This window comes from Arthrobacter rhamnosi (genome assembly GCF_054510975.1).
Genome location: NZ_JBTNDN010000004.1, coordinates 62,231 through 81,024 on the forward strand (window position 1 = coordinate 62,231; position 18,794 = coordinate 81,024).

Annotated in this window: 15 protein-coding genes and 1 tRNA gene; 5 read left to right on the forward strand and 11 right to left on the reverse strand. The window is 70.3% G+C overall.

Translation table 11 applies throughout. The features are described 5' to 3' along the window. Nucleotides 1-109 precede the first annotated feature (109 nt). Nucleotides 110-1,543 carry a sugar porter family MFS transporter gene (locus ACX80J_RS10870; protein ID WP_459347774.1) on the reverse strand — a complete coding sequence of 478 codons (1,434 nt, stop codon included), beginning with the start codon at nucleotides 1,541-1,543 and terminating at the stop codon, nucleotides 110-112. A gap of 292 nt (nucleotides 1,544-1,835) precedes the next feature. Here ACX80J_RS10870 and ACX80J_RS10875 point away from each other — a divergent pair, with 292 nt between their 5' ends. Continuing rightward, nucleotides 1,836-3,065, forward strand: coding sequence for a multidrug effflux MFS transporter (locus ACX80J_RS10875; protein ID WP_459347775.1), 1,230 nt, complete (start codon nucleotides 1,836-1,838; stop codon nucleotides 3,063-3,065). Between the two features lie 37 nt (nucleotides 3,066-3,102). On the opposite strand, the gene ACX80J_RS10880 is transcribed toward ACX80J_RS10875, so the two are convergent. The 6 genes from ACX80J_RS10880 to ACX80J_RS10905 all read right to left on the reverse strand — a co-directional run bounded on the left by ACX80J_RS10880 (nucleotide 3,103) and on the right by ACX80J_RS10905 (nucleotide 11,006). Next, nucleotides 3,103-4,602, reverse strand: a complete 1,500-nt coding sequence (locus ACX80J_RS10880) for an SDR family oxidoreductase (protein WP_459347776.1) — start codon at nucleotides 4,600-4,602, stop codon at nucleotides 3,103-3,105. 191 nt (nucleotides 4,603-4,793) lie between these two features. After that, a tRNA-Asn gene (locus ACX80J_RS10885) sits at nucleotides 4,794-4,866 on the reverse strand. Nucleotides 4,867-4,920: 54 nt separating this feature from the next. Beyond that, nucleotides 4,921-6,864, reverse strand: a complete 1,944-nt coding sequence (gene dnaG, locus ACX80J_RS10890) for a DNA primase (RefSeq protein WP_459347777.1) — start codon at nucleotides 6,862-6,864, stop codon at nucleotides 4,921-4,923. Nucleotides 6,865-6,928: 64 nt separating this feature from the next. Further along, entirely contained in the window at nucleotides 6,929-8,212 is a 1,284-nt protein-coding gene (locus tag ACX80J_RS10895; RefSeq protein ID WP_459345768.1) for a deoxyguanosinetriphosphate triphosphohydrolase, read from the reverse strand. 95 nt (nucleotides 8,213-8,307) lie between these two features. Further along, nucleotides 8,308-9,564 (reverse strand): tRNA dihydrouridine synthase DusB, encoded by a 1,257-nt coding sequence (gene dusB / locus ACX80J_RS10900; protein ID WP_459347778.1) that lies wholly within the window; start codon nucleotides 9,562-9,564, stop codon nucleotides 8,308-8,310. 86 nt (nucleotides 9,565-9,650) lie between these two features. After that, nucleotides 9,651-11,006: a YibE/F family protein gene (locus ACX80J_RS10905; protein WP_459347779.1), complete on the reverse strand. Its 1,356-nt coding sequence runs from the start codon at nucleotides 11,004-11,006 to the stop codon at nucleotides 9,651-9,653. 313 nt (nucleotides 11,007-11,319) lie between these two features. Between ACX80J_RS10905 and ACX80J_RS10910 the strand changes: the two genes are divergently transcribed. Both ACX80J_RS10910 and ACX80J_RS10915 read left to right on the forward strand, forming a co-directional pair. After that, nucleotides 11,320-12,051, forward strand: coding sequence for an alpha/beta fold hydrolase (locus ACX80J_RS10910; RefSeq protein ID WP_459347780.1), 732 nt, complete (start codon nucleotides 11,320-11,322; stop codon nucleotides 12,049-12,051). A 208-nt stretch (nucleotides 12,052-12,259) separates the two neighbouring features. Then, a complete protein-coding gene (locus ACX80J_RS10915) occupies nucleotides 12,260-13,075 on the forward strand; it encodes a lysophospholipid acyltransferase family protein (protein ID WP_459347781.1) in 816 nt (271 codons plus the stop codon). A 34-nt stretch (nucleotides 13,076-13,109) separates the two neighbouring features. Here the strand turns inward: ACX80J_RS10915 and ACX80J_RS10920 are convergent, their stop codons facing one another. The 3 genes from ACX80J_RS10920 to ACX80J_RS10930 all read right to left on the reverse strand — a co-directional run bounded on the left by ACX80J_RS10920 (nucleotide 13,110) and on the right by ACX80J_RS10930 (nucleotide 16,632). Then, entirely contained in the window at nucleotides 13,110-14,021 is a 912-nt protein-coding gene (locus tag ACX80J_RS10920) for a GNAT family N-acetyltransferase (protein WP_459347782.1), read from the reverse strand. After that, entirely contained in the window at nucleotides 14,021-15,409 is a 1,389-nt protein-coding gene (locus ACX80J_RS10925) for a glycine--tRNA ligase (protein WP_459347783.1), read from the reverse strand. The genes ACX80J_RS10920 and ACX80J_RS10925 overlap by 1 nt, the downstream gene beginning before the upstream one ends. A gap of 260 nt (nucleotides 15,410-15,669) precedes the next feature. Then, a complete protein-coding gene (locus ACX80J_RS10930) occupies nucleotides 15,670-16,632 on the reverse strand; it encodes a DMT family transporter (protein ID WP_459347784.1) in 963 nt (320 codons plus the stop codon). A gap of 66 nt (nucleotides 16,633-16,698) precedes the next feature. On the opposite strand from ACX80J_RS10930, the gene ACX80J_RS10935 reads away from it, so the two are divergent. Beyond that, complete coding sequence (locus tag ACX80J_RS10935) at nucleotides 16,699-16,926, forward strand: RNA-binding S4 domain-containing protein (protein WP_459347785.1); 228 nt, start codon at nucleotides 16,699-16,701, stop codon at nucleotides 16,924-16,926. Nucleotides 16,927-17,023: 97 nt separating this feature from the next. On the opposite strand, the gene ACX80J_RS10940 is transcribed toward ACX80J_RS10935, so the two are convergent. Next, entirely contained in the window at nucleotides 17,024-17,704 is a 681-nt protein-coding gene (locus ACX80J_RS10940; protein WP_459347786.1) for an alpha/beta hydrolase, read from the reverse strand. Between the two features lie 141 nt (nucleotides 17,705-17,845). Between ACX80J_RS10940 and ACX80J_RS10945 the strand changes: the two genes are divergently transcribed. Further along, on the forward strand, nucleotides 17,846-18,664 hold the full coding sequence (locus tag ACX80J_RS10945; protein WP_459347913.1) for an SGNH/GDSL hydrolase family protein: 819 nt from the start codon (nucleotides 17,846-17,848) through the stop codon (nucleotides 18,662-18,664). The last annotated feature ends 130 nt before the right edge of the window (nucleotides 18,665-18,794 follow it).

Below are 18,794 nucleotides of genomic sequence, written 5' to 3' on the forward strand. Positions count from 1 at the left end.
CTGAACCAAAATTACCACCGGCCGCCACCCCGGGTTCCGCCTCCTGTCGACCCCTGCCGATGTGGGACCGGAGGGCCGCCGGTGCGCTAGTGCGCCGCCGTCGGGACCGTCAGGCGGGCGTGAGTTCCCTGTTGTCCTCGAGGTCCTTCCCGGCGAACTCGGGAAGCCTCGTACGGACGAAGAGGAAGGACAGGACGGCGAACACCGTGAAGGCCGCGTACATGATCCAGAGACCGAGGTTCTCGCTGACCCAGGGGAAGGTCAGCGTAACGATGAAGTTGAACACCCAGTTGACCATCGTGGCGACGCCGAGGGCGATGGAGCGGATGCGGTTGGGGAACATCTCGCCGAGGGTGACCCACATGACGGGGCCCCACGTGGCGGCGAAGAAGATGACGAAGAGGTTCGCACCGACGAGGGCGACCGGGCCCCACGCCCCGGGCAGCGTGATGTCCTCGCCCGATCCCTCGGCCTGCAGGAAGGCGAGGGTCGCGGCCAGGAGGCCGACGGCCATCCCGATGGAACCGACGAGGAGCAGCTTGCGGCGGCCCACCCGGTCGACGAAGAAGATGGCGACGAAGGTCATCGCGACGTTGATGACCGAGGTGATGACCGACGTCGTGAACGAATCGCTCTCGCTGAAGCCGACCGACTTCCAGAGCGTGGTCGAGTAGTAGAAGATCGCGTTGATGCCCACCAGCTGCTGCAGTGCGGCGATGGCCATGCCGACCCACAGGATGGGCTGCAGGCCGAAGGCCGGGCCCCGGAGGTCGCGGTAGCTCGCGCGGTCCTCACGCTCGAAGCTCTCCCGGATCTGGCGGATCTTGCCCCGGGTGTCGCCGATGCCGGAGACACGGGACAGGACGCGCGCCGCTTCCTCGTCGCGGCCGGCGCGAATGAGGAACTGGGGCGATTCGGGGATGATCAGCGCCAGGACCCCGTAGACGACGGCGGGGATCACGCCGATCAGAAGCATCCAGCGCCACGCGGACAGCCCCCACCACAGCTCGTTGCCGGCTCCCCCGGCGGCGCCTGCCAGCGAGGCGTCGGAGAGCAGTGCGGCGAAGATGCCGACGGTGATGGCTAGCTGCTGGACGGAGGCCAGGCCGCCGCGCCACTTCGACGGGGCGATCTCGGCGATGTATCCGGGGACGATCACGGAGGCGATGCCGATGGCGAGACCGCCGACGAGGCGCCAGGCCATGAGGTCCCACTCGGAGGCGGCGTAGGCCGACCCGGCGGAGTTGACGGCGAACAGGAGGGCGGCCGCCACCATGACCTTCTTCCGGCCCCAGCGGTCGGCCAGTCCGCCGGCGAACCAGGCACCTGCTGCGCAGCCGAGGAGCGTGATGGCGACGGTGAAGCCCAGGACCGTGGGGCTCAACTGGAAGTCGGCCTGGATCGAATCCACGGCGCCGTTGATGACGGCGGTGTCGAAACCGAACAGGAGCCCTCCGACGGCGGCGGCGACCGTGATCGCGATCACCCTCGCGAGGTGCTGTGGTGACTGCGCCGTGTCCGATCCGGCGTCGTGCTCGTTCATGGTCCGTTCTCCCTGCTCGATCCGTGTTTCTCACCCTACGTCAATCCGAAGCGTGCTTAGCAGCGGCCCCGGGCGCCCTCCGCCTCCACCCACCATGCTGGAAGGGTTGACGCGGGCCGTAGGATGAAAGGGTCGTTGATTCGCCACAGCAACCAATTCGTCCGGTATCGGACGAGGGGTTGCGTGCCGCGAGCCGCTCCGCCGTCGTCGCCGGGCCGCCGCAGCGATCGATGCCGTTCCACCCCCTCTCTCCGTATCCACCGGCAGCACCTCCCGTTCGTTAGGCAGCATCGTGAGCACCATCACCCACCCAGGCGACACCCTCTCCCGCCGCGAGAAGATCATCTACGTCTTCATCCTCGGCACACTGACGGCACTCGGCCCGTTCACCATCGATCTCTACCTGCCGGCCTTCCCCGCCCTGCAGTCGGACCTGGGCGTCTCCGAGGCTGCGGTCCAGCTGACCCTCACCGGGACGATCATCGGCTTCGCGAGCGGGCAGCTGCTCGTGGGCCCGCTCAGCGACAAGATCGGCCGGCGCCTGCCGCTCATCCTGGCGACCACCCTGCACGTGTGCTCCTCCATCGGCGCGGCGTCGTCGGAGGACATCAACATGCTGATGCTGTTCCGGATCCTCCAGGGCATCGGTGCGGCAGGCGGTGGTGTCGTGGCGATGGCCATGGTGAGGGACCTGTTCGGCGGCTACACGCTGGTGCGCATGCTGTCCTACATGGCGCTCGTCAACGGCATGGCGCCCATCTTCGCCCCGGTGATCGGATCGCAACTGCTCCTGCTGTTCCCCTGGCCCGGCATCTTCTGGTTCCTCGCGTGCTACGGCGTGCTGGTGATCGTCGCCGTGTCGCTGTTCATCATCGAGACCCTGCCCCGGGAGAACCGCCGCCGGTCCGGCCTCACTGTTGCGCAGCGGTACCGGGCGGTCCTGAGCGACCGCATCTTCGTCGGCATCCTGCTGGTCGGCGGCATGAACTTCTCAGGGCTCTTCTCCTACCTGTCGGCGTCGCCCTTCCTCTTCCAGGGACCGTACGGCCTCAACGAGCAGCAGTACGGCCTGCTGTTCGCCATCAATTCCCTGGGCATCGTCGCCGGCGTCCAGATCAGCTCCCGCGTGCTGAGGCGCGTCGGCCCGCAGTGGGTCATCGCCCTGGCCACCGTCGTGCAGGTCATCATGGCCCTGCTCATCATCGCCTTCGATCAGCTGGGCCTCGGGTTCTGGGGCACCGCACTCCCGCTGTGGTTCTACATCATGGCGACGGGCTTCATCTTCCCCTGCGTGCAGGTCCTCGCACTCATCAACAACGGCGCGCAGGCCGGCACGGCCGCTTCGCTGCTCGGCGCGGTCACCTTCGGCACGGCCGGCGTGATCTCGCCCCTGGTCGGACTGCTGGGCGAGGGGATCGAGTCGGCCACGCCGATGGCCCTGGTCATGGCGGCCTGCATCGCCCTCGGCGTGGTGTTCCTGTGGACCATCGTCCGGCCCCGGACGGTGCCCGCGCTGCAGTAGCGCGCTCCTGCAGTAGCGCGCTCCTGCAGAATGCCGTTCAGACCGCGGTCGGCTCCGCCGGCAGGGCCTCCGCCGCCCTGGCGATGTTGCGTGCCATCGCCGCGAAGATGAAGCCGTGGAACGGCAGCACCGCGAACCAGTAGAGGCGGCCCGAGAGCCCCTGCGGGAAGAACACCGCGCGCTGGTAGTAGGAGCTCCCGGAGCCGTCGGGCTCGACCCGGAACTCGAGCCACGCCCTGCCCGGCACCTTCATCTCGGCACGGAGCCGCAGGCGCTCCCCCCGGACCAGTTCCTCCACGCGCCAGAAGTCGAGCGCCTCCCCCGTGAGGAGCTCCTTCGCATCCCGCCGTCCGCGGCGCAGGCCCACGCCTCCCGCGAGCTTGTCCATCCAGCCGCGGGCCGCCCAGCCGACGGGCCAGGAGTACCAGCCGTTCTCGCCGCCGATACCCTCGACGACGCTCCAGAGCCTCTGGGTCGACGCCGTCGAGCTGTACGTCTGGACGTCGGTGAAGACCGTGTGGCCTGCCCACTGGGGGTCCGAGGGCAACGGATCGGCCTCGGCGTCGACCTGCGACGCCCCGGCCCAGCTCGTCTCCACCTCTCCCGCGCGCATCCTGCCCAGCGCCAGGTCCACTGCCCGCCGGTAGCCGGTCAGCCCGCCCGCCGGCGCAGGGACGTACTGGTCGATGTCGTGCTCGGAGGTCACGGCGTCGTGCTGCAGCGATTCGATGAGCGGCATCGCCATGGCCCGCGGGATGGGCGTCACGAGGTTCACCCAGTGCCCGGCGAGGCGCGGCGTGAGGACCGGCAGTGCGAGGATCCGGCGGTGAGGGAGCCCTGCGGCCGCGGCGTACTGGTTCATCATGTCGGCGTAGGTGAGCACCTCCCGGGAGCCCAGGTCGAAGGTCCTGTTCAGTCCGGCGGGAAGATCCAGTGCCCCGACCAGGTAGTGGATGACGTCGCGGACGGCGATGGGCTCGATGTGGTTCAGCACCCACTTGGGCGCCGGCATCACCGGGAGGACGTCCGACAGGTGGCGGATCATCTCGAAGGAGGCGGATCCCGAGCCGATGACGACGCCGGCCTGGAAGGCGATGGTCGGCGTCCCGGACTCGAGGAGAATCCTGCCCACCGCGGTGCGCGAGCGCATGTGGGTGGACAGCTCGACGCCCTCGGGATGGAGGCCTCCGAGGTAGACGATCCGACGCACCCCGGCCGCAGTGGCCGCCGCCGCCACGGTGGACGCGATGTCCGCCTCGCGCTCGTCGAAGTTCCTGCCGGACCCCATGGAGTGGACGAGGTAGTAGAGCGTGTCGACGCCCTGGCTGACCTCGCGCATGGTGTCGGCGTCCTGCAGGTCCCCCTGCACGATGTCGACGGAGCCGGCCCAGGGGACGTCCTTGAGCTTCTGCGGGGAGCGGACGACCACCCGGACGTGGTGTCCATCCGCGACCAGTTTCGTGACGAGGCGACCGCCGATGTATCCCGTGGCTCCGGTGACCAGGATGAGCTTGCCGCGCGTGCCGTCGTTGTCCATGCGCACAGCCTACGCCCGCCGTCCGACACCCCGTCCGACACCCCGGCGGGGTCCGCGGCGGAGCTTCCAGAGGTCCGCGGGCCTCCGTCCGGCCCGGATCCCGAAGCCGACGGGCCCGCGGGAGCACCTGCCGGCCGGATGGCAAAAAGAATGCCCCTGACCCGTGTTTCCACAGGTCAGGGGCATATTTGCTCCTCCGACTGGACTTGAACCAGTAACCCTTCGATTAACAGTCGAATGCTCTGCCAATTGAGCTACGGAGGAAAGCGCGAGTTCTACTTTACATACCTTCCGGGGGGATGTGAAATCGGCACCCGATCACTCCTCGCGGAGCTGTCTCCGCTGCATCTCGAGCTCCATCAGGTCGCGCTGCAGCTGGTTGTAGAGTGCCGGATCGGAGGCGGGGTCCATGCGCTGCAGCTGCCCCAGCTTGTCCGCCTTCTGCTGCGTGATCCGGAGCTCGGTCAGCCGGTTCAGGATGTCGCGGCAGTACGCCACCATCGCGTCCGCATCCTTCGCGGGCAACGGCCGGACGGCCAGTTCGCTGACCAGGGGGCGCAGGACGTCGGGGACGCCCTCACGCACCGATTCCACCCACCGGGGCAGCTCGGTCCCCGCCGCACCCGCTGCGAGCACCGCGGTGTGCAGGGCCTCGTAGACGGGGACGGTGAACCGGAAGGTGGAGAAGCTCTCCCACTGCGTGGCGGTCAGGAGGGTGGGCTGCTGGAGGGCCACCTCGAGCACCTCCCGCTCCATCCGGGCGATGGGATCCCGTGGATCGGGGCGTTCGAAGTACGGCTCGTCCGGGGCAGCCGAGGAGGCACCGGCAGCCGGCGAGCCGGACGGAGCACCGCCCTGCTGGGCGGGGCTCCCCTGCTGGCCCTGCCGGGCGCCGGTTGAGGACGCCGGGCCCTTGTCGCGGCGTGCCGCCGCGGCGACGGCGCGGGCCACCTGGTCCTCGCCGACGTACTGCATGCCGAGCCAGCGCGAGAGCTCGCGCGTGTAGGTGGACCGGAGGGAGACGTCGCGGATCTGGGCGACGATCGGGGCCGCGTGCCGCAGGGCCTTCACCTGTCCCTCCCCCGAGGAGAGGTCGAAGTTGGCGAAGGACGCCTTGATCGCGAACTCGAAGAGGGGGCGGCGGTCGGCGATGAGCGCGCGGACGGCGTCGTCACCCCGAGTCTGCCGCAGGTCGCACGGGTCCGCGCCGGATGCCTCGACGGCGACGTAGGTCTGCGAGTTGAACCGCTGGTCCTCCTCGAAGGCGCGCAGGGCCGCCTTCTGGCCCGCGGCGTCACCGTCGAACGTGAAGATCACCTCGCCGCCCGTGCCGTCGTCGGACAGGAGCCGGCGCGCGATCTTGATGTGGTCCGTACCGAACGCCGTACCGCAGGTGGCGACGGCGGTGCCCACGCCCGCGAGGTGGCATGCCATGACGTCCGTGTAGCCCTCGACGACGACGAGCTGCCGGTTCTTCGCGATCTCCCGCTTGGCGAGGTCGATGCCGTACAGCACCTGGGACTTCTTGTAGAGCGAGGTCTCCGGGGTGTTGAGGTACTTCGGCCCCTGGTCGTCCTCGTAGAGCTTGCGCGCGCCGAAGCCCACGGTGTCCCCGGTGATGTCCCGGATGGGCCAGATGAGGCGCCCCCGGAAGCGGTCGTAGTACCTCCCGGCGTTGCTCGAGGACGCGCTGAACATGCCGGTCAGTTTCAGTTCGTCCAGGGTGAAGCCGCGGCCGGTGAGGTGGTTCAGCAGCGTGTCCCAGCCCTGGGGGGCGTAGCCGACACCGAACTGCTCCGCGGCACCGCGGTCGAAGCCGCGTTCCTGCAGGAACTGGCGTGCGGTGGCGGCGCCCTGGGTGAGGAGCTGGTCCCGGTAGAACTCCGCGGCGATCTTGTGGGCGTCGAGCAGGCGCTGCCGCCGGCCGACGTCCTCCCGCCGCGGCCCCGTGCCGCCGTCCTCGTAGTGCAGCTCGAAGCCGATGCGGGCCGCCAGCTTCTCGACCGTCTCGCTGAAGGAGGTGTGGTCGAGTTTCTGCACGAAGGAGATGACGTCTCCGCCCTCGCCGCAGCCGAAGCAGTGGTACGAGCCCATCTGGGGGCGGACGTGGAAGGACGGCGACCGCTCGTCGTGGAACGGGCACAGTCCCTTCCAGGACCCGATGCCCGCCGACTTCAGCGTGACGTAGGCCTCGACGACCTCCTTGATGTCGGTCCGCTGGCGTACCTCATCGATGTCTTCGCGCTTGATGAGTCCGGCCATGGGACCCAGTTTATGCCCGTTGCCGGCGCCGCCCGACCGCCCCCGGACGGGATGTGCGCAGCGCCTACCAGAGGGCGGGGACGGGTCCGACGATCCGCTCGTGGAGGCTGAGCGCGGAGGCGTCCGTCAGCGACGCCACCTGGTCGATGACCACGCGCAGGCGGGCGTTCCCGTCCGGCGCCTCCCGCCAGTCCGCCGCGTACATGGGCTCGAGGTAGCGGTCGCCGTCGGCGTGGATCTGCGCGACGAGGGACGCGAGGATCTCGCGCTGGCGCTCGTAGAGCGGCTGGCGGTGGTCCGTGGTCATCACGTACGTGGTGGCGAGGCCCTTCATGACGGCGATCTCCATGATGGTCTCCTCGGGCACCACCATCTCCGCGTTGTAGCGGGTCAGCGGGTCCGGTCCGTAGATGGAGCGCGTCGACTGCATGGCGCTCAGGCAGAAGCGGCCGATGAGCTGGCTCGTCATGTTCTTGAGGGCCGCCATGGACCTGCGCGTGCCGTCCGCCTCGCGCACCCAGACCGGCGTCCTCTCGAGGCGGGCCAGTGCCGCGTCGACGGCGGTCGGATCGGTACCCGGGAGGTACCACTGCTGCGTGTAGCCGACCACCCGCGCGCGGGCGTCGGCGCTGTCCATCCATTTGAGCTGCAGGTGGCCGGCGACGATCGCGTCCTCGACGTCGTGCACGGAGTAGGAGATGTCGTCCGCGAGGTCCATCACCTGCGCCTCGAGGCACGAGCGGCCGTCCGGGGCGCCGTCGCGCAGCCACTCGAAGACCGGCAGGTCGTCGTCGTACGCACCGAACTTCGTGGTGCGCTGGCCGCCGATCACCGGTGCCGACGCGGCCGTCCACGGGTACTTGCACGCGGCGTCGAGGCTCGCCCGGGTCAGGTTCAGGCCGGCGGGCTTGCCGTCCTCCTGCAGGACCTTCGGCTCGAGCCGGGTGAGGAGCCGCAGGGTCTGGGCATTGCCTTCGAACCCGCCGATGCCGTGGGCGATGTCATTGAGCGCGGACTCGCCGTTGTGACCGAAGGGCGGGTGCCCCAGATCGTGGGCCAGGCACGCGGTGTCGACGATGTCGGGGTCGCATCCCAGCGTCCTGCCCAGCTCCCGGCCGACCTGCGCGACCTCCAGCGAGTGCGTGAGACGCGTGCGGACGAAGTCGTCGGTGTCCGGCGCGACGACCTGGGTCTTCGCGCCCAGCCGGCGCAGCGCCGAGGAATGCAGCACCCGCGCCCGGTCACGCTCGAAGTCGGTGCGGTGCGAGCTCTTGGGCGGCTCCTCCACCCACCGCTCGGTGTCCGCGGCACTGTAACCGGTGGTGGCGGACAGTTCGGGGAAGCTCATGATGCCTTTCTAGCGCAACGATGACGGAAGGGACCCGCGGCACCGGCCCCTGTGGACCAGGCGCCTGCACGGCGCGGACGGGCACGGCACCGGCGTCAGCCGCCGGACACGTCCACCTCTGCGGCGGCGATGTCCGCCTGCTGGGCGGCGTTGAGGACGCGGCCGTCGAGCCAGTGCTCGGGCAGTGCGGTCCTCTTCGGGGAACCCGCGCGGCCGCGCGGGCCCTCCGCGTCGGAGCCGGGATACGGCGAGTCCTTGTCGAGTTCGTCGAGGAGCCCGCGCAGCACCTCCAGGGTGGGCACGGTGGCCAGTTTGGCCCGCAGTTCCCCACCCACCACGTAGCCCTTGAAGTACCAGGCCATGTGCTTGCGGATGTCACGGAGCCCCATCATCTCGCTGCCGAAGGTCTCGACCAGCAGTTCCGCATGCCGGTAGACGGTGTCGGCGACCTGCCCGAGCCCCGGCTGGTGGCGGGAGGAGCTGCCCTCGAAGGCACTCATGAGATCCCCGAAGAGCCAGGGGCGCCCCTGGCAGCCCCGGCCGATGACGACGCCGTCGACACCGGTCTCCCGCACCATCCGGACGGCGTCCTCCGCGCTCCAGATGTCGCCGTTGCCGAGCACCGGGATGTCCGGCAACGCCTCGCGCAGTTCGGCGATGGCATTCCAGTCGGCCTTGCCCGAGTAGAACTGCGAGGCCGTACGGCCGTGCAGGGCGACGGCGGCCACGCCGCTGTCGCGGGCGATCCTGCCGGCCTCGCGGAAGGTCAGGTGGTCCTCGTCGATACCCTTGCGCATCTTGATGGTCAGCGGGACGTCCCCCTTCGATGCCTCGCGCACGGCGGTCTGCACGATGCCGGTGAAGAGGTCGAGCTTCCACGGCAGGGCCGCTCCCCCGCCCTTGCGGGTGACCTTGGGGACGGGGCAGCCGAAGTTCAGGTCGATGTGGTCCGCGCGGTCCTCCTCGACGAGCAGGCGCACTGCTGCGCCCACGGTCTTCGGGTCCACACCGTACAGCTGGACGGAGCGCACCTTCTCGTCGTCGTCGTGCGAGATGATGCGCATCGACTCCGGGCTGCGCTCGACGAGCGCGCGGGACGTGACCATCTCGGAGACGTAGAGCCCGCCGCCGTATTCACGGCACAGCCGGCGGAACGCCTTGTTGGTGATGCCCGCCATCGGCGCGAGGATCACCGGCGTGTCCACCGTGATGTTGCCGAGGGTGAGCGGCGGGAGGTCGAGCCGGAGCGCGGCGTCGGCCGGGGTGTCGGCCGGACCGGCGGGCGGGCCTGCGGGCGCGTCGGCCCGGGGATCACCGGCGGGCGGAGCGGAGAGTGTCGATACTGCAGTCACCCTCCCATTGTCGCAAGGCGCCGCAAATCCGGCGTCGCTGTTCGCTGCGCGCCGACGCTCCCGGCCGGCTTTGCGCCAGGCGCTGGTCATGCGTCCGGCTCCGTCCTGAGCCGGGCGCTGGGCCCGCCGAGTGCCACGAGCCGCGCACCCGGGGCGAGGGTGCCCGGGGTACCGGAGGGTTCCGCCGTCGTCGCACCGCTGCCGCCGTCGTCGCGCCCGCCCGTGCCCTTCGGGCCCACCGCCTTGACCACGAGCACGGCGACTGCGGTGGTGAGCGGGATGGCCAGGACGAGACCGATCGAGCCGACGAGCGTCCTCACCACTTCTTCGGCGAGTTCGCCGCTGGTCAGGGTGTCGATCAGGGCGCGGTCGTAGAGGGAGACGAGGATCAGGACGGGAAGCGCCGCCCCTGCGTACGCGAAGGCGATCGTGTACACCGTGGAGGCGATGTGGTCGCGGCCGATCCTCATCGCGGAGGAGAAGAGCCTGCGGCCCGGGGTCTCGGGTGCGAGCTCGTACAGCTCCCAGACGGACGAGGACTGCGTGATGGTCACGTCGTTGAGGACGCCGAGGCCCGAGATGATGAGGCCGCAGAGGATGATCGAGGAGATCGAGAGCCCGTCCGAGGCGTTGACGAGGGTGTAGGCGTTCTCGTCGCCCACGCCGGTGAGGTGGGCGGCATCCGTGGCCCAGGCCGCGAGGACCGCCGTGATCCCGAGGCCGACGACGGTTCCCAGCAGGGCGGTGGACGTCCGGGCGGAGAAGCCGTGCGCGAAGTAGAGGACGCCGTACATGATCACCACGGATCCCACGAGCCCGAGCAGCAGGGGCGGCCGGCCCTCCACGAGGCCGGGGAGGATGAACTGGGCCAGGACGACGAGGGCGCCCACGAGCCCGATGATGGCGCGGAGTCCCCGCCACCGGGCCACCGCGATGACGACGACGGCGTATCCGACCGCGAGCGCGACGATCGGGACCGAGCGCACGAAGTCGACGAACACGTACGGTGCCGCTCTGCCCTGCATCACGGTGGAGAGGTCGAGGTAGCGGATCTCGTCGCCCGCCTCCACCGCGTCGGTCTTCGCGAGTTCGGGGGTCACCTCCACGGCGATCACGTCTCCCCCGTCCGCGGGCTGTGTGTCCGCGATCGTGCAGGTCAGCGCGGTGCCGCCGGCGTCGACCGTCGCCTGCGACGACGGGCATTCACCCTCCCGGACCTCACGGACGGTGCCGCGGTCGAAGCTGACCCCCTCCGCCGTCGCGTAGGGATCGGTGACCGAGAGGGACCCGCGGTCCCCGTCCGGCCACAGGAGCACCATGGCGATGAGGGTGATGACCCCGACGGGTACGAGGATCGCCGAGAGCAGCAGGGTGGCGCGTCGCCGCGTGGCGATCACGGACGACCCCCGATTCTCGGTCGGGTGGAGGTGGCTGGTGCCCACGGACTTCCCTCGGGTCGGACGGCGGTCGGACGATGTGTGCCGGACATCCTGCCGTGCGTGACGTCGTGCCGGACGTCGTGCGGGACGGGTAGCGGACCGGACCGGCACCAGGACCGCGGCGCACCTCTCGGATTCTACGCAGGAATGCGTGCGATCGTGCGAACGCGCCGCACGGTTCGCGGGAGCACCCGGCCGGCCGAGGACAGGGCATGCTGGGAGCCACCGGGCAGGGCAGGCCCGACGGTGATGCCCGCGGGTGATGCCGGCAGGGCGTCGGAGCAGGAACAGGCCTCCGGGCGGAGAGGGACGGTCCATGGCACAGGATGCATCGTCGGCAGGGGGCCGGGATCCCGTAGCCACCGTGAGCGGTGCGACGGGAACCGTACGGGGCGTGGCGCTGGTCCTGCACGGCGGCCGGGCGGACAGTTTCGACCCCGTGCAGCCCCAGCACCTCAGTCCCCTGCGCATGCGTCCCTTCGCGGCACGCCTCGCGGCGGGCGGCGCGGCGCACGGTCTGGCCGTCTGGACGCTGCGTAATCGTGTGAGGGGCTGGAACGGCGCGGAGCAGTCGGCCCTGACGGACGCCCGGTGGGCCCTCGACCGCATCGCGGCGCAGCACCCGTCGGTGCCGGTCTACCTGCTGGGGCACTCGATGGGAGGACTCTCGGCGCTCTACGCCGCAGGTCATCCGCAGGTCCGGGCCGTGGCGGCCCTCGCGCCCTGGCTGGCGCCCGCGAGCCCGGTGGAACCGGTGCGGGGCCGGAGCGTCCTCATCATGCACGGGGATGCCGACCGGTGGACGAGTCCGACGGAGTCCCTGTCCTTCGCCCGCCGGGCCCAGGGTGTCGTGGCGGATATCCACTACGTCAGCATGGTGCGGGCCGGTCACTTCATGTTCCGCACCGTCCGGGTGTGGCACGGACTGAGCACGTCGTTCCTGCTCCGCCGTTTCGCGGAGGACACCGGCGCCGCGGTCGACGCCCGCCTCCTCGAGCGGTCCGCCGCGCTCTACCGCGCTCCTGATCCGCTCGGGATCACCGCCTGAGGGCCGGCTGTCCGATGGGGCGCCTGCTCCGGGAGCGCCTGCCTCGGGGGCGCCTGCGGAAAACACCGGATTGCCACGGCGTAGGTCCGGCCGGTCGGGGTACGTAACGGGTACAAAGAGAACGGGCACGGGAAGCAGGCAGCACGGGCGGGGTCCTCCCGCTCGCGCCGAGGGGCAGGAACCGATGGGCAGGAAGAGGGATCCGGGCATGGGATGGAAGCCACGGCAGAACGACCGCATGTACCGGTTCGTGGTGCACGCGGGCCAGGCGTTCTTCGCCGCACTGCGACTGCCCGTCACGGTGACCGGGACGGAGAACCTCCCGGCGCCGGACCCGCTGTCCGGGAGATCCCGCCGCGCGGTCCCGGGGTCGGGCGCCGTCGTCGCGATCACGCACTTCGGCTACCTCGACTTCGCGTTCGCCGAACTGGTCCTGTGGGACCACGCCCGCGCCCAAGCACGCTACATGATCTCGAAACGCGCGGCCGACCACTGGTTCGTGAGCCCCTTCGTGTTCGGGCTCGGACACGTGGTCACGGACCGCAAGGCCGGCGCTCCGGCGTACGACGACGCTCTGGCGAAGCTGCGCGCCGGCGAGTACGTGGCGATCCTGCCCGAGGCGGGCGTGTCCCGCAGCTACAACGTCCGTGCGCTGAAGACCGGCGCCGTGCGGCTCGCGGCCGAAGCCGGCGTGCCCGTCATCCCGATCTCCGTCTGGGGGTCCCACCGGCTGCTGAGCCGCGGCCACGGGTTCTCCCTCAGGCGCGCCTGGAGGGCGCCCGTCCGCGTCCACGTCAGCCCCCCGATCCGTCACGCCCCCGGCCTCGACGTCGTCGAGGAGACGGAGCAGCTGCGCCGGGAACTGCAGGACGGCATCGACACCTGCATCGCCGACTTCCCCCTGACACCCGAACCGGGTGCCTGGTGGATGCCCGCACGGCTGGGCGGCGGGGCGATGACCGACGAGGAGCGCGACGCCGCGGATGTCGCCGACAGGAAGGCCGGCCGGCACGACCGCGGCTGACGCCGCCCAGCGGAACGCCTGCGGGGCGCCGGTCTCAGGCGGTCGCGACGACGAGTGTCTCGGGTCCTGCGAGCTGCGCGGCACCGGTGGCCAGCAGGGGTTCGACGACGGCGACCAGGGCCTCCATGGAGTCGTCCACCTCGAGCTGGATGGGGTACTGGTGCACGAGCATCGCGATGATGGTGGCCACGGCCGCCTGCTGCTCCTGCGGCGCAAGGGTGGTGTCGTAGCCGAGCAGGACGTCCGCGGGGTCGTCGGTCCGGGCCTGCGTGTAGCTGACCGCGAAGGCCGCGATGGCCCCGCCGTCGGCCTTGGGCCGGTCCCGCAGGACGATCGCTCCGCCTGCTCCGCTCGCGTCCCCGAGGAACAGCTGCTGGGCGCGGCCCAGGCTGAGGTCCGCCCGGTCCCACCCGTGGACGGACTCGTAGAAGGAGGCCAGCGCCCGGGTCAGTTCCACGGATCCGGTCGCCGCTTCCTCCAGCTGGGGCCCCGCGGCGTCGTCGAAGGCAGGCGCGGCGAGTGCACCCGGCGCGATGACGACGAGCCGCGAGCGCTGCAGGGCGGTGAAGCCGGTGGCCCCGGCGAAGGCCGCGCCGGTGGTCCCCGGCGTCACCTTGGACCGCAGGGCGGTGATGCCCGACGGCGACGCGGCCGCCTCGTGCTGGAGCATGGTGAGGAGCGTCGACCCGATGCCCGCCCGGCGGTGGTCCGCGGCGACCTCGATGTAGCACCAGAGGCGGTCCGGGTGGAGTGCCGCACCGTACACGCAGCCGGCGGCGACAGGGATGCCCTGGTCCACCACGGTGATGCACCGGTTCCACGGACTGTCCGACGGCGTGCGGAAGGACCCGCGGAACTGCTCGGCGGCGGCCGATTCCGGGCCGCCCCAGAGCTGGATGAGCTCGAGGTCGTCGCCCTCCTGCCAGGCGCGGTATTCGAGGGCCATCAGGCTCCGACCAGGCGGGCGGCGAGGTATCCCTGCACCTGGTCGAGCGACACACGCTCCTGGGTCATGGTGTCGCGTTCGCGGATGGTCACGGCCTGGTCCTCGAGCGTGTCGAAGTCCACGGTGATGCAGAACGGCGTGCCGATCTCGTCCTGGCGGCGGTAGCGGCGGCCGATCGCCCCGGCGTCGTCGAAGTCGATGTTCCAGGCCTTGCGCAGCTGCGCCGCGAGGTCCTTCGCCTTCGGGGAGAGGTCCTCGTTGCGGCTGAGCGGCAGCACCGCCGCCTTGACGGGGGCCAGGCGGGGATCCAGCTTGAGGACGGTGCGCTTGTCCACGCCGCCCTTGGCGTTCGGCGCCTCGTCCTCGGTGTACGAGTCCACGAGGAACGCCATGAAGGAGCGGGTCAGGCCGGCGGCCGGCTCGATCACGTACGGCGTGTACCGCTCGTTGGTGGCCTGGTTGAAGTACCCGAGGTCGGTGCCCGAGTGCTTCGAGTGCGTGGAGAGGTCGAAGTCCGTGCGGTTCGCGACGCCCTCGAGCTCACCCCACTCCGAGCCGGTGAAGCCGAACCGGTATTCGATGTCGGTGGTGCCCTTGGAGTAGTGGCTGAGCTTCTCGAGCGGGTGCTCGAAGAGGCGCAGGTTGTCCGGGTTGATGCCGAGGTCGGTGTACCAGGAGAGCCGCTCGCCGATCCAGTACCTGTGCCATTCCTCGTCCGTCCCGGGCTCGACGAAGAACTCCATCTCCATCTGCTCGAACTCGCGGGTGCGGAAGATGAAGTTGCCCGGCGTGATCTCGTTGCGGAAGCTCTTGCCGATCTGGCCGATACCGAACGGCGGCTTCTTGCGCGCTGTGGTCAGCACGTTGTTGAAGTTCACGAAGATGCCCTGGGCGGTTTCCGGCCGCAGGTAGTGCATGCCTTCCTCCGAGGCGACGGGGCCGAGGAAGGTCTTGAGCAGGCCGGAGAATTCCTGGGGCTCGGTCCACTGGCCCTTGGTGCCGCAGTTGGCGCAGGTGACGTCCTTGAGGCCGTTCTCCGGAGCGCGGCCCTTCTTCTCCTCGTACTCCTCCTCGAGGTGGTCCGCGCGGTACCGCTTGTGGCAGGAGAGGCACTCGACGAGCGGGTCGCTGAAGACCTCGACGTGCCCGGAGGCCTCCCAGACCTGGCGCGGCAGGATCACGGCGGAGTCGAGCCCGACGACGTCCTCGCGGCCGCGGACCATGGTCTGCCACCACTGGCGCTTGATGTTCTCCTTGAACTCGGCACCGAGGGGCCCGTAATCCCAGGCAGAGCGGGAACCGCCGTAGATCTCCCCCGACTGGAACACGAAGCCGCGCCGCTTGGCGAGGGAGATGATGGGGTCGAGTGCTGACTTGGCTGCTGCCATGGTGTTTCTTCTCCAGTTCTGTGCAGGCCGCTGGGTGCGGTCGCAGGTGGGGGGCGCGTCGGCGCTTCGCCACCCCTGTCGCAGGGGCGGAAAGCTACCCCGCAAGCCTACCGGGTCCGCCTTCCGCGGCACCCCGGCAGGGGCCGGGAGACGGCGGACGACCGAGGAACCGGACGACAGCGGAACCGGACGACAGCGGAACCGGACGACAGCGGAACCGGACGACAGCGGACGACCGCCGTCGGGATGGACGCCTCCTGCTAGCGCCGGGCGCGCCGGGGCCAGGGCAGGGTCGTGAGGATGATGGCGCCGAGGGTCAGCAGGGTCCCGGCGACGGTCGCGAACACCACGATGGTGCCGGGGGCGGGAAACACCAGGTCGAGCAGGAGCGAGCCGACGAGCTGCCCGCCGATCATGCACAGGCCCGTGATCAGGACGCCCAGGCTGCGCACCAGCAGGGCGCCGAGCCCGATGAAGACACAGCCCATCGGCCCGCCGAGGTAGTACCACCACTCCGACGGCAGGGGGTTCCCCGGACCCGCGAGAGCAAGCTTGATGAGCCAGGCCGTGGCCAGCACGGCCGTGCCGGCGATGAAGTTCATGAGCGTGGCGGCGAGCGGCGTGCCGTAGTGCACTGCGGCCGTGCCGTTCATCGCCTGCTGGAAGCTCATGAGCACCCCCGCCGCGACAGGTAGCAGGACGGGGACCAGCCAGGTGGAGACCTCCCCCGCGGAGCCGAAGCGGGGCGACACGGCCCAGATGACGGACAGGACGGTCAGCACGACGCCGATCACCCGCATGGGTGTCGCGGCGCGCTTCCCCCCGGGCCCGATGCCCGCCCGGTCGACGAGGAGGCTGCTGAGCGACTGGCCCATGACCGTCGCCACCGTGAACAGGGCGACGCCGAGGATGCCGACGGTCAGTGACTGGGAGAAGACGAAGAAGGCCCCGATCGCGCCGGCGGCCACGTAGTAGGGAGGGAAGCGGCGCTCACGGACGGACGGGATGATCTGGCGTGCGCCGGCCCGTGCGCCCGGCAGTACGAGCGTGAGGGCGACCATCACGATGAGGCCGGTGCCGAAGCTGACCAGCGCTGCGGCGATGCCGTCGTCGAGCACGGCACCCAGCGCGCCGTTGATCCTGCCCTGGACGGGAATGGCGAGGCCCGCGGCAAGTGCGAGCGGAAAGCCGACGGCAGGCGGAAGCGTGGGTGCAGAGGACACCCGTACAGCCTAGTAGCCGGTGCCGGGCATGCCCGTCCGGCGTGGGTGTCGGGCAGAATGGAGTGCATGACCGACGACGCACCCACCGAACTCCCCATCCAGGACGACATGATCCGGCTCGGGCAGCTCCTGAAGCTGGCTTCGCTCGCGGAGGACGGTGTCGAGGCCAAGGCCCTGATCGACAACGGACTGGTCCAGGTCGACGGCGAGATCGAGGAGCGCCGCGGACGCCAGCTGCATCCCGGCGACACGGTCAGCGTCAACGGGCAGTCCGTACGCATCACGCGCGCCTAGCACTCCCCTCCGACCCACCCGCCAGCACCGGCCGGCACCGGCCGCCGCAGCCACCGCGGTACCCATCCGGTACCGGACCGGTATGGTCCGCTCGGCGTCAGCGACGGCCGAGGACCGTCATCGTGAGGAACTCCCGGACATGGGCGAGTTCCCGCAGGTTGATGCTGTGGAACATGTTCGAGTAGAGGATCTTCGTCAGCTTCGTGTGCTTGACCAGCCAGGCGTGGGTGAAGTCGATCATCTCGGGCAGGATGACCTGGTCCTCCTGGTCGCGCCCCCAGAAGAACTCGACGGGCGCCGCCGCGGCCTCGTCGTCCCGGAAGAACTCGTGGCCCTCCGACGGCACGGCGAATCCGGAGAGGCCGACGACGCAGGCGAAGTCGGTGGGCCGGTGACGCAGGAGCGAGGTCGCCACCGCCATGCCCTGCGAGAAGCCGAGGATGCTGACGCTCGAGTGGCGTCCGCGGACCTCGTCGAGCCAGCGGGACACAGCAGTGACGCTCTCCACCACGCGCTCCACCGAATAGTCCGCCTCCCGCGACAGCGGGAACCACGAGTAGCCCGGTCCCGCTGCCTGGGGCGCCCGGAGGGACGCGACGGTGAATTCGGCGGGCAGGTGGTCGGTGAGGCCCATGAGGTCCTCCTCGTTGGCCATGTAGCCGTGGAACAGGACGAGCAGGGGTGTTCCCTCCCGCTCGGACTCGGGCTTCGACCAGAGGACCACGGGGTCCCAGGCGCCGGCGGAGGACGTGGAGGTGCCACGGGCGGATTCAGTCATGGCTCAATCTTGGCACGCCCCGCCGAGGGCCCGGAGCCGCGTTGGCGCGAGCGGCGCACTCCTTGGGAGAATGTCCCGGTGATCTCTGCAAACGCCGGAACGCCCCTGCCGGGCCGACCCGATCCCCTCCTGAACGGCCCGATGATCGATCCGAGCCTGAACTCCGAACCGCACCCGTGGCACCGGTATGTCGCCCTCGGGGACTCCTTCACCGAAGGTATCGGGGATCCCAACCCGGAGAGCGTCGGGGGCAATCGCGGCTGGGCGGACCGGGTCGCCGAGGAACTGGCCCGGGGCCAGGCCGGCTTCGCCTACGCGAACCTCGCGGTGCGCGGACGGCTCCTGCAGCAGATCATCGACCAGCAGGTGGAACCGGCGCTGGCGCTGCATCCGGACCTGGTCACCATCTCCGCCGGCGGCAACGACCTGCTGCGTCCCGGGGGTGATCCCGACCTGCTCGCCACCCGGCTCGACGCCGTCGTCGGGACGCTCGCCGCCTCGGGCGCCACCGTCGTCCTGTTCACGGGGCCGGACGTCCGCGAGACGGTCCTCGGCAGCATCCGCTCCAAGACCGCGATCTACAACGAGAACCTGCGCACCGTCGCCACACGCCACGAGGCCGTGATCGCCGACATGTGGGCCCTGCGGCAGCTGGTCAACCCCCAGATGTGGTCCTCCGACCGGCTGCACTTCTCGCCGCTCGGCCACCACACCATCGCCGCGATGGTCCTGGACACCCTCGCCGTCCGGCACACCCTCGAGCCGCTGCAACCCAAGGAGCTCCCGGCACGGACGTGGCGTGAGGCACGCGCCGAGGACTTCGTGTGGGCACGCGAGTACTTCGTGCCGTGGGTCCTGCGGCGCCTCCGGCACCAGTCGTCGGGCGACGGCGTGTTCGCCAAGCGTCCGGAGGCTGCGCCCATTTTCGGCCCGGGCATGCCGCCGGGTGCTGCCGACTAGGACGTCGTCGCCCCTTCCCGGCAGCCCGGCACGGTGCGCACCATGATCGGCCGGCGCTGCTGCGCCACCTGCGGTGGGGATCTGGCGCCGTCGTTCCCGCTGGGACGACAGGAACGACCGGCCCGCGGGT

Bases quoted from the DNA above. Each gene is read 5' to 3' on its own strand.
- ACX80J_RS10870 (WP_459347774.1), bottom strand. From the start codon at position 1,543: ATGAACGAGCACGACGCCGGATCGGACACGGCGCAGTCACCACAGCAC.
- ACX80J_RS10880 (WP_459347776.1), bottom strand. From the start codon at position 4,602: ATGGACAACGACGGCACGCGCGGCAAGCTCATCCTGGTCACCGGAGCC.
- dnaG (WP_459347777.1), bottom strand. From the start codon at position 6,864: ATGGCCGGACTCATCAAGCGCGAAGACATCGATGAGGTACGCCAGCGG.
- ACX80J_RS10895 (WP_459345768.1), bottom strand. From the start codon at position 8,212: ATGAGCTTCCCCGAACTGTCCGCCACCACCGGTTACAGTGCCGCGGAC.
- ACX80J_RS10910 (WP_459347780.1), top strand. From the start codon at position 11,320: ATGGCACAGGATGCATCGTCGGCAGGGGGCCGGGATCCCGTAGCCACC.
- ACX80J_RS10915 (WP_459347781.1), top strand. From the start codon at position 12,260: ATGGGATGGAAGCCACGGCAGAACGACCGCATGTACCGGTTCGTGGTG.
- ACX80J_RS10920 (WP_459347782.1), bottom strand. From the start codon at position 14,021: ATGGCCCTCGAATACCGCGCCTGGCAGGAGGGCGACGACCTCGAGCTC.
- ACX80J_RS10925 (WP_459347783.1), bottom strand. From the start codon at position 15,409: ATGGCAGCAGCCAAGTCAGCACTCGACCCCATCATCTCCCTCGCCAAG.
- ACX80J_RS10935 (WP_459347785.1), top strand. From the start codon at position 16,699: ATGACCGACGACGCACCCACCGAACTCCCCATCCAGGACGACATGATC.
- ACX80J_RS10940 (WP_459347786.1), bottom strand. From the start codon at position 17,704: ATGACTGAATCCGCCCGTGGCACCTCCACGTCCTCCGCCGGCGCCTGG.
- ACX80J_RS10945 (WP_459347913.1), top strand. From the start codon at position 17,846: ATGATCGATCCGAGCCTGAACTCCGAACCGCACCCGTGGCACCGGTAT.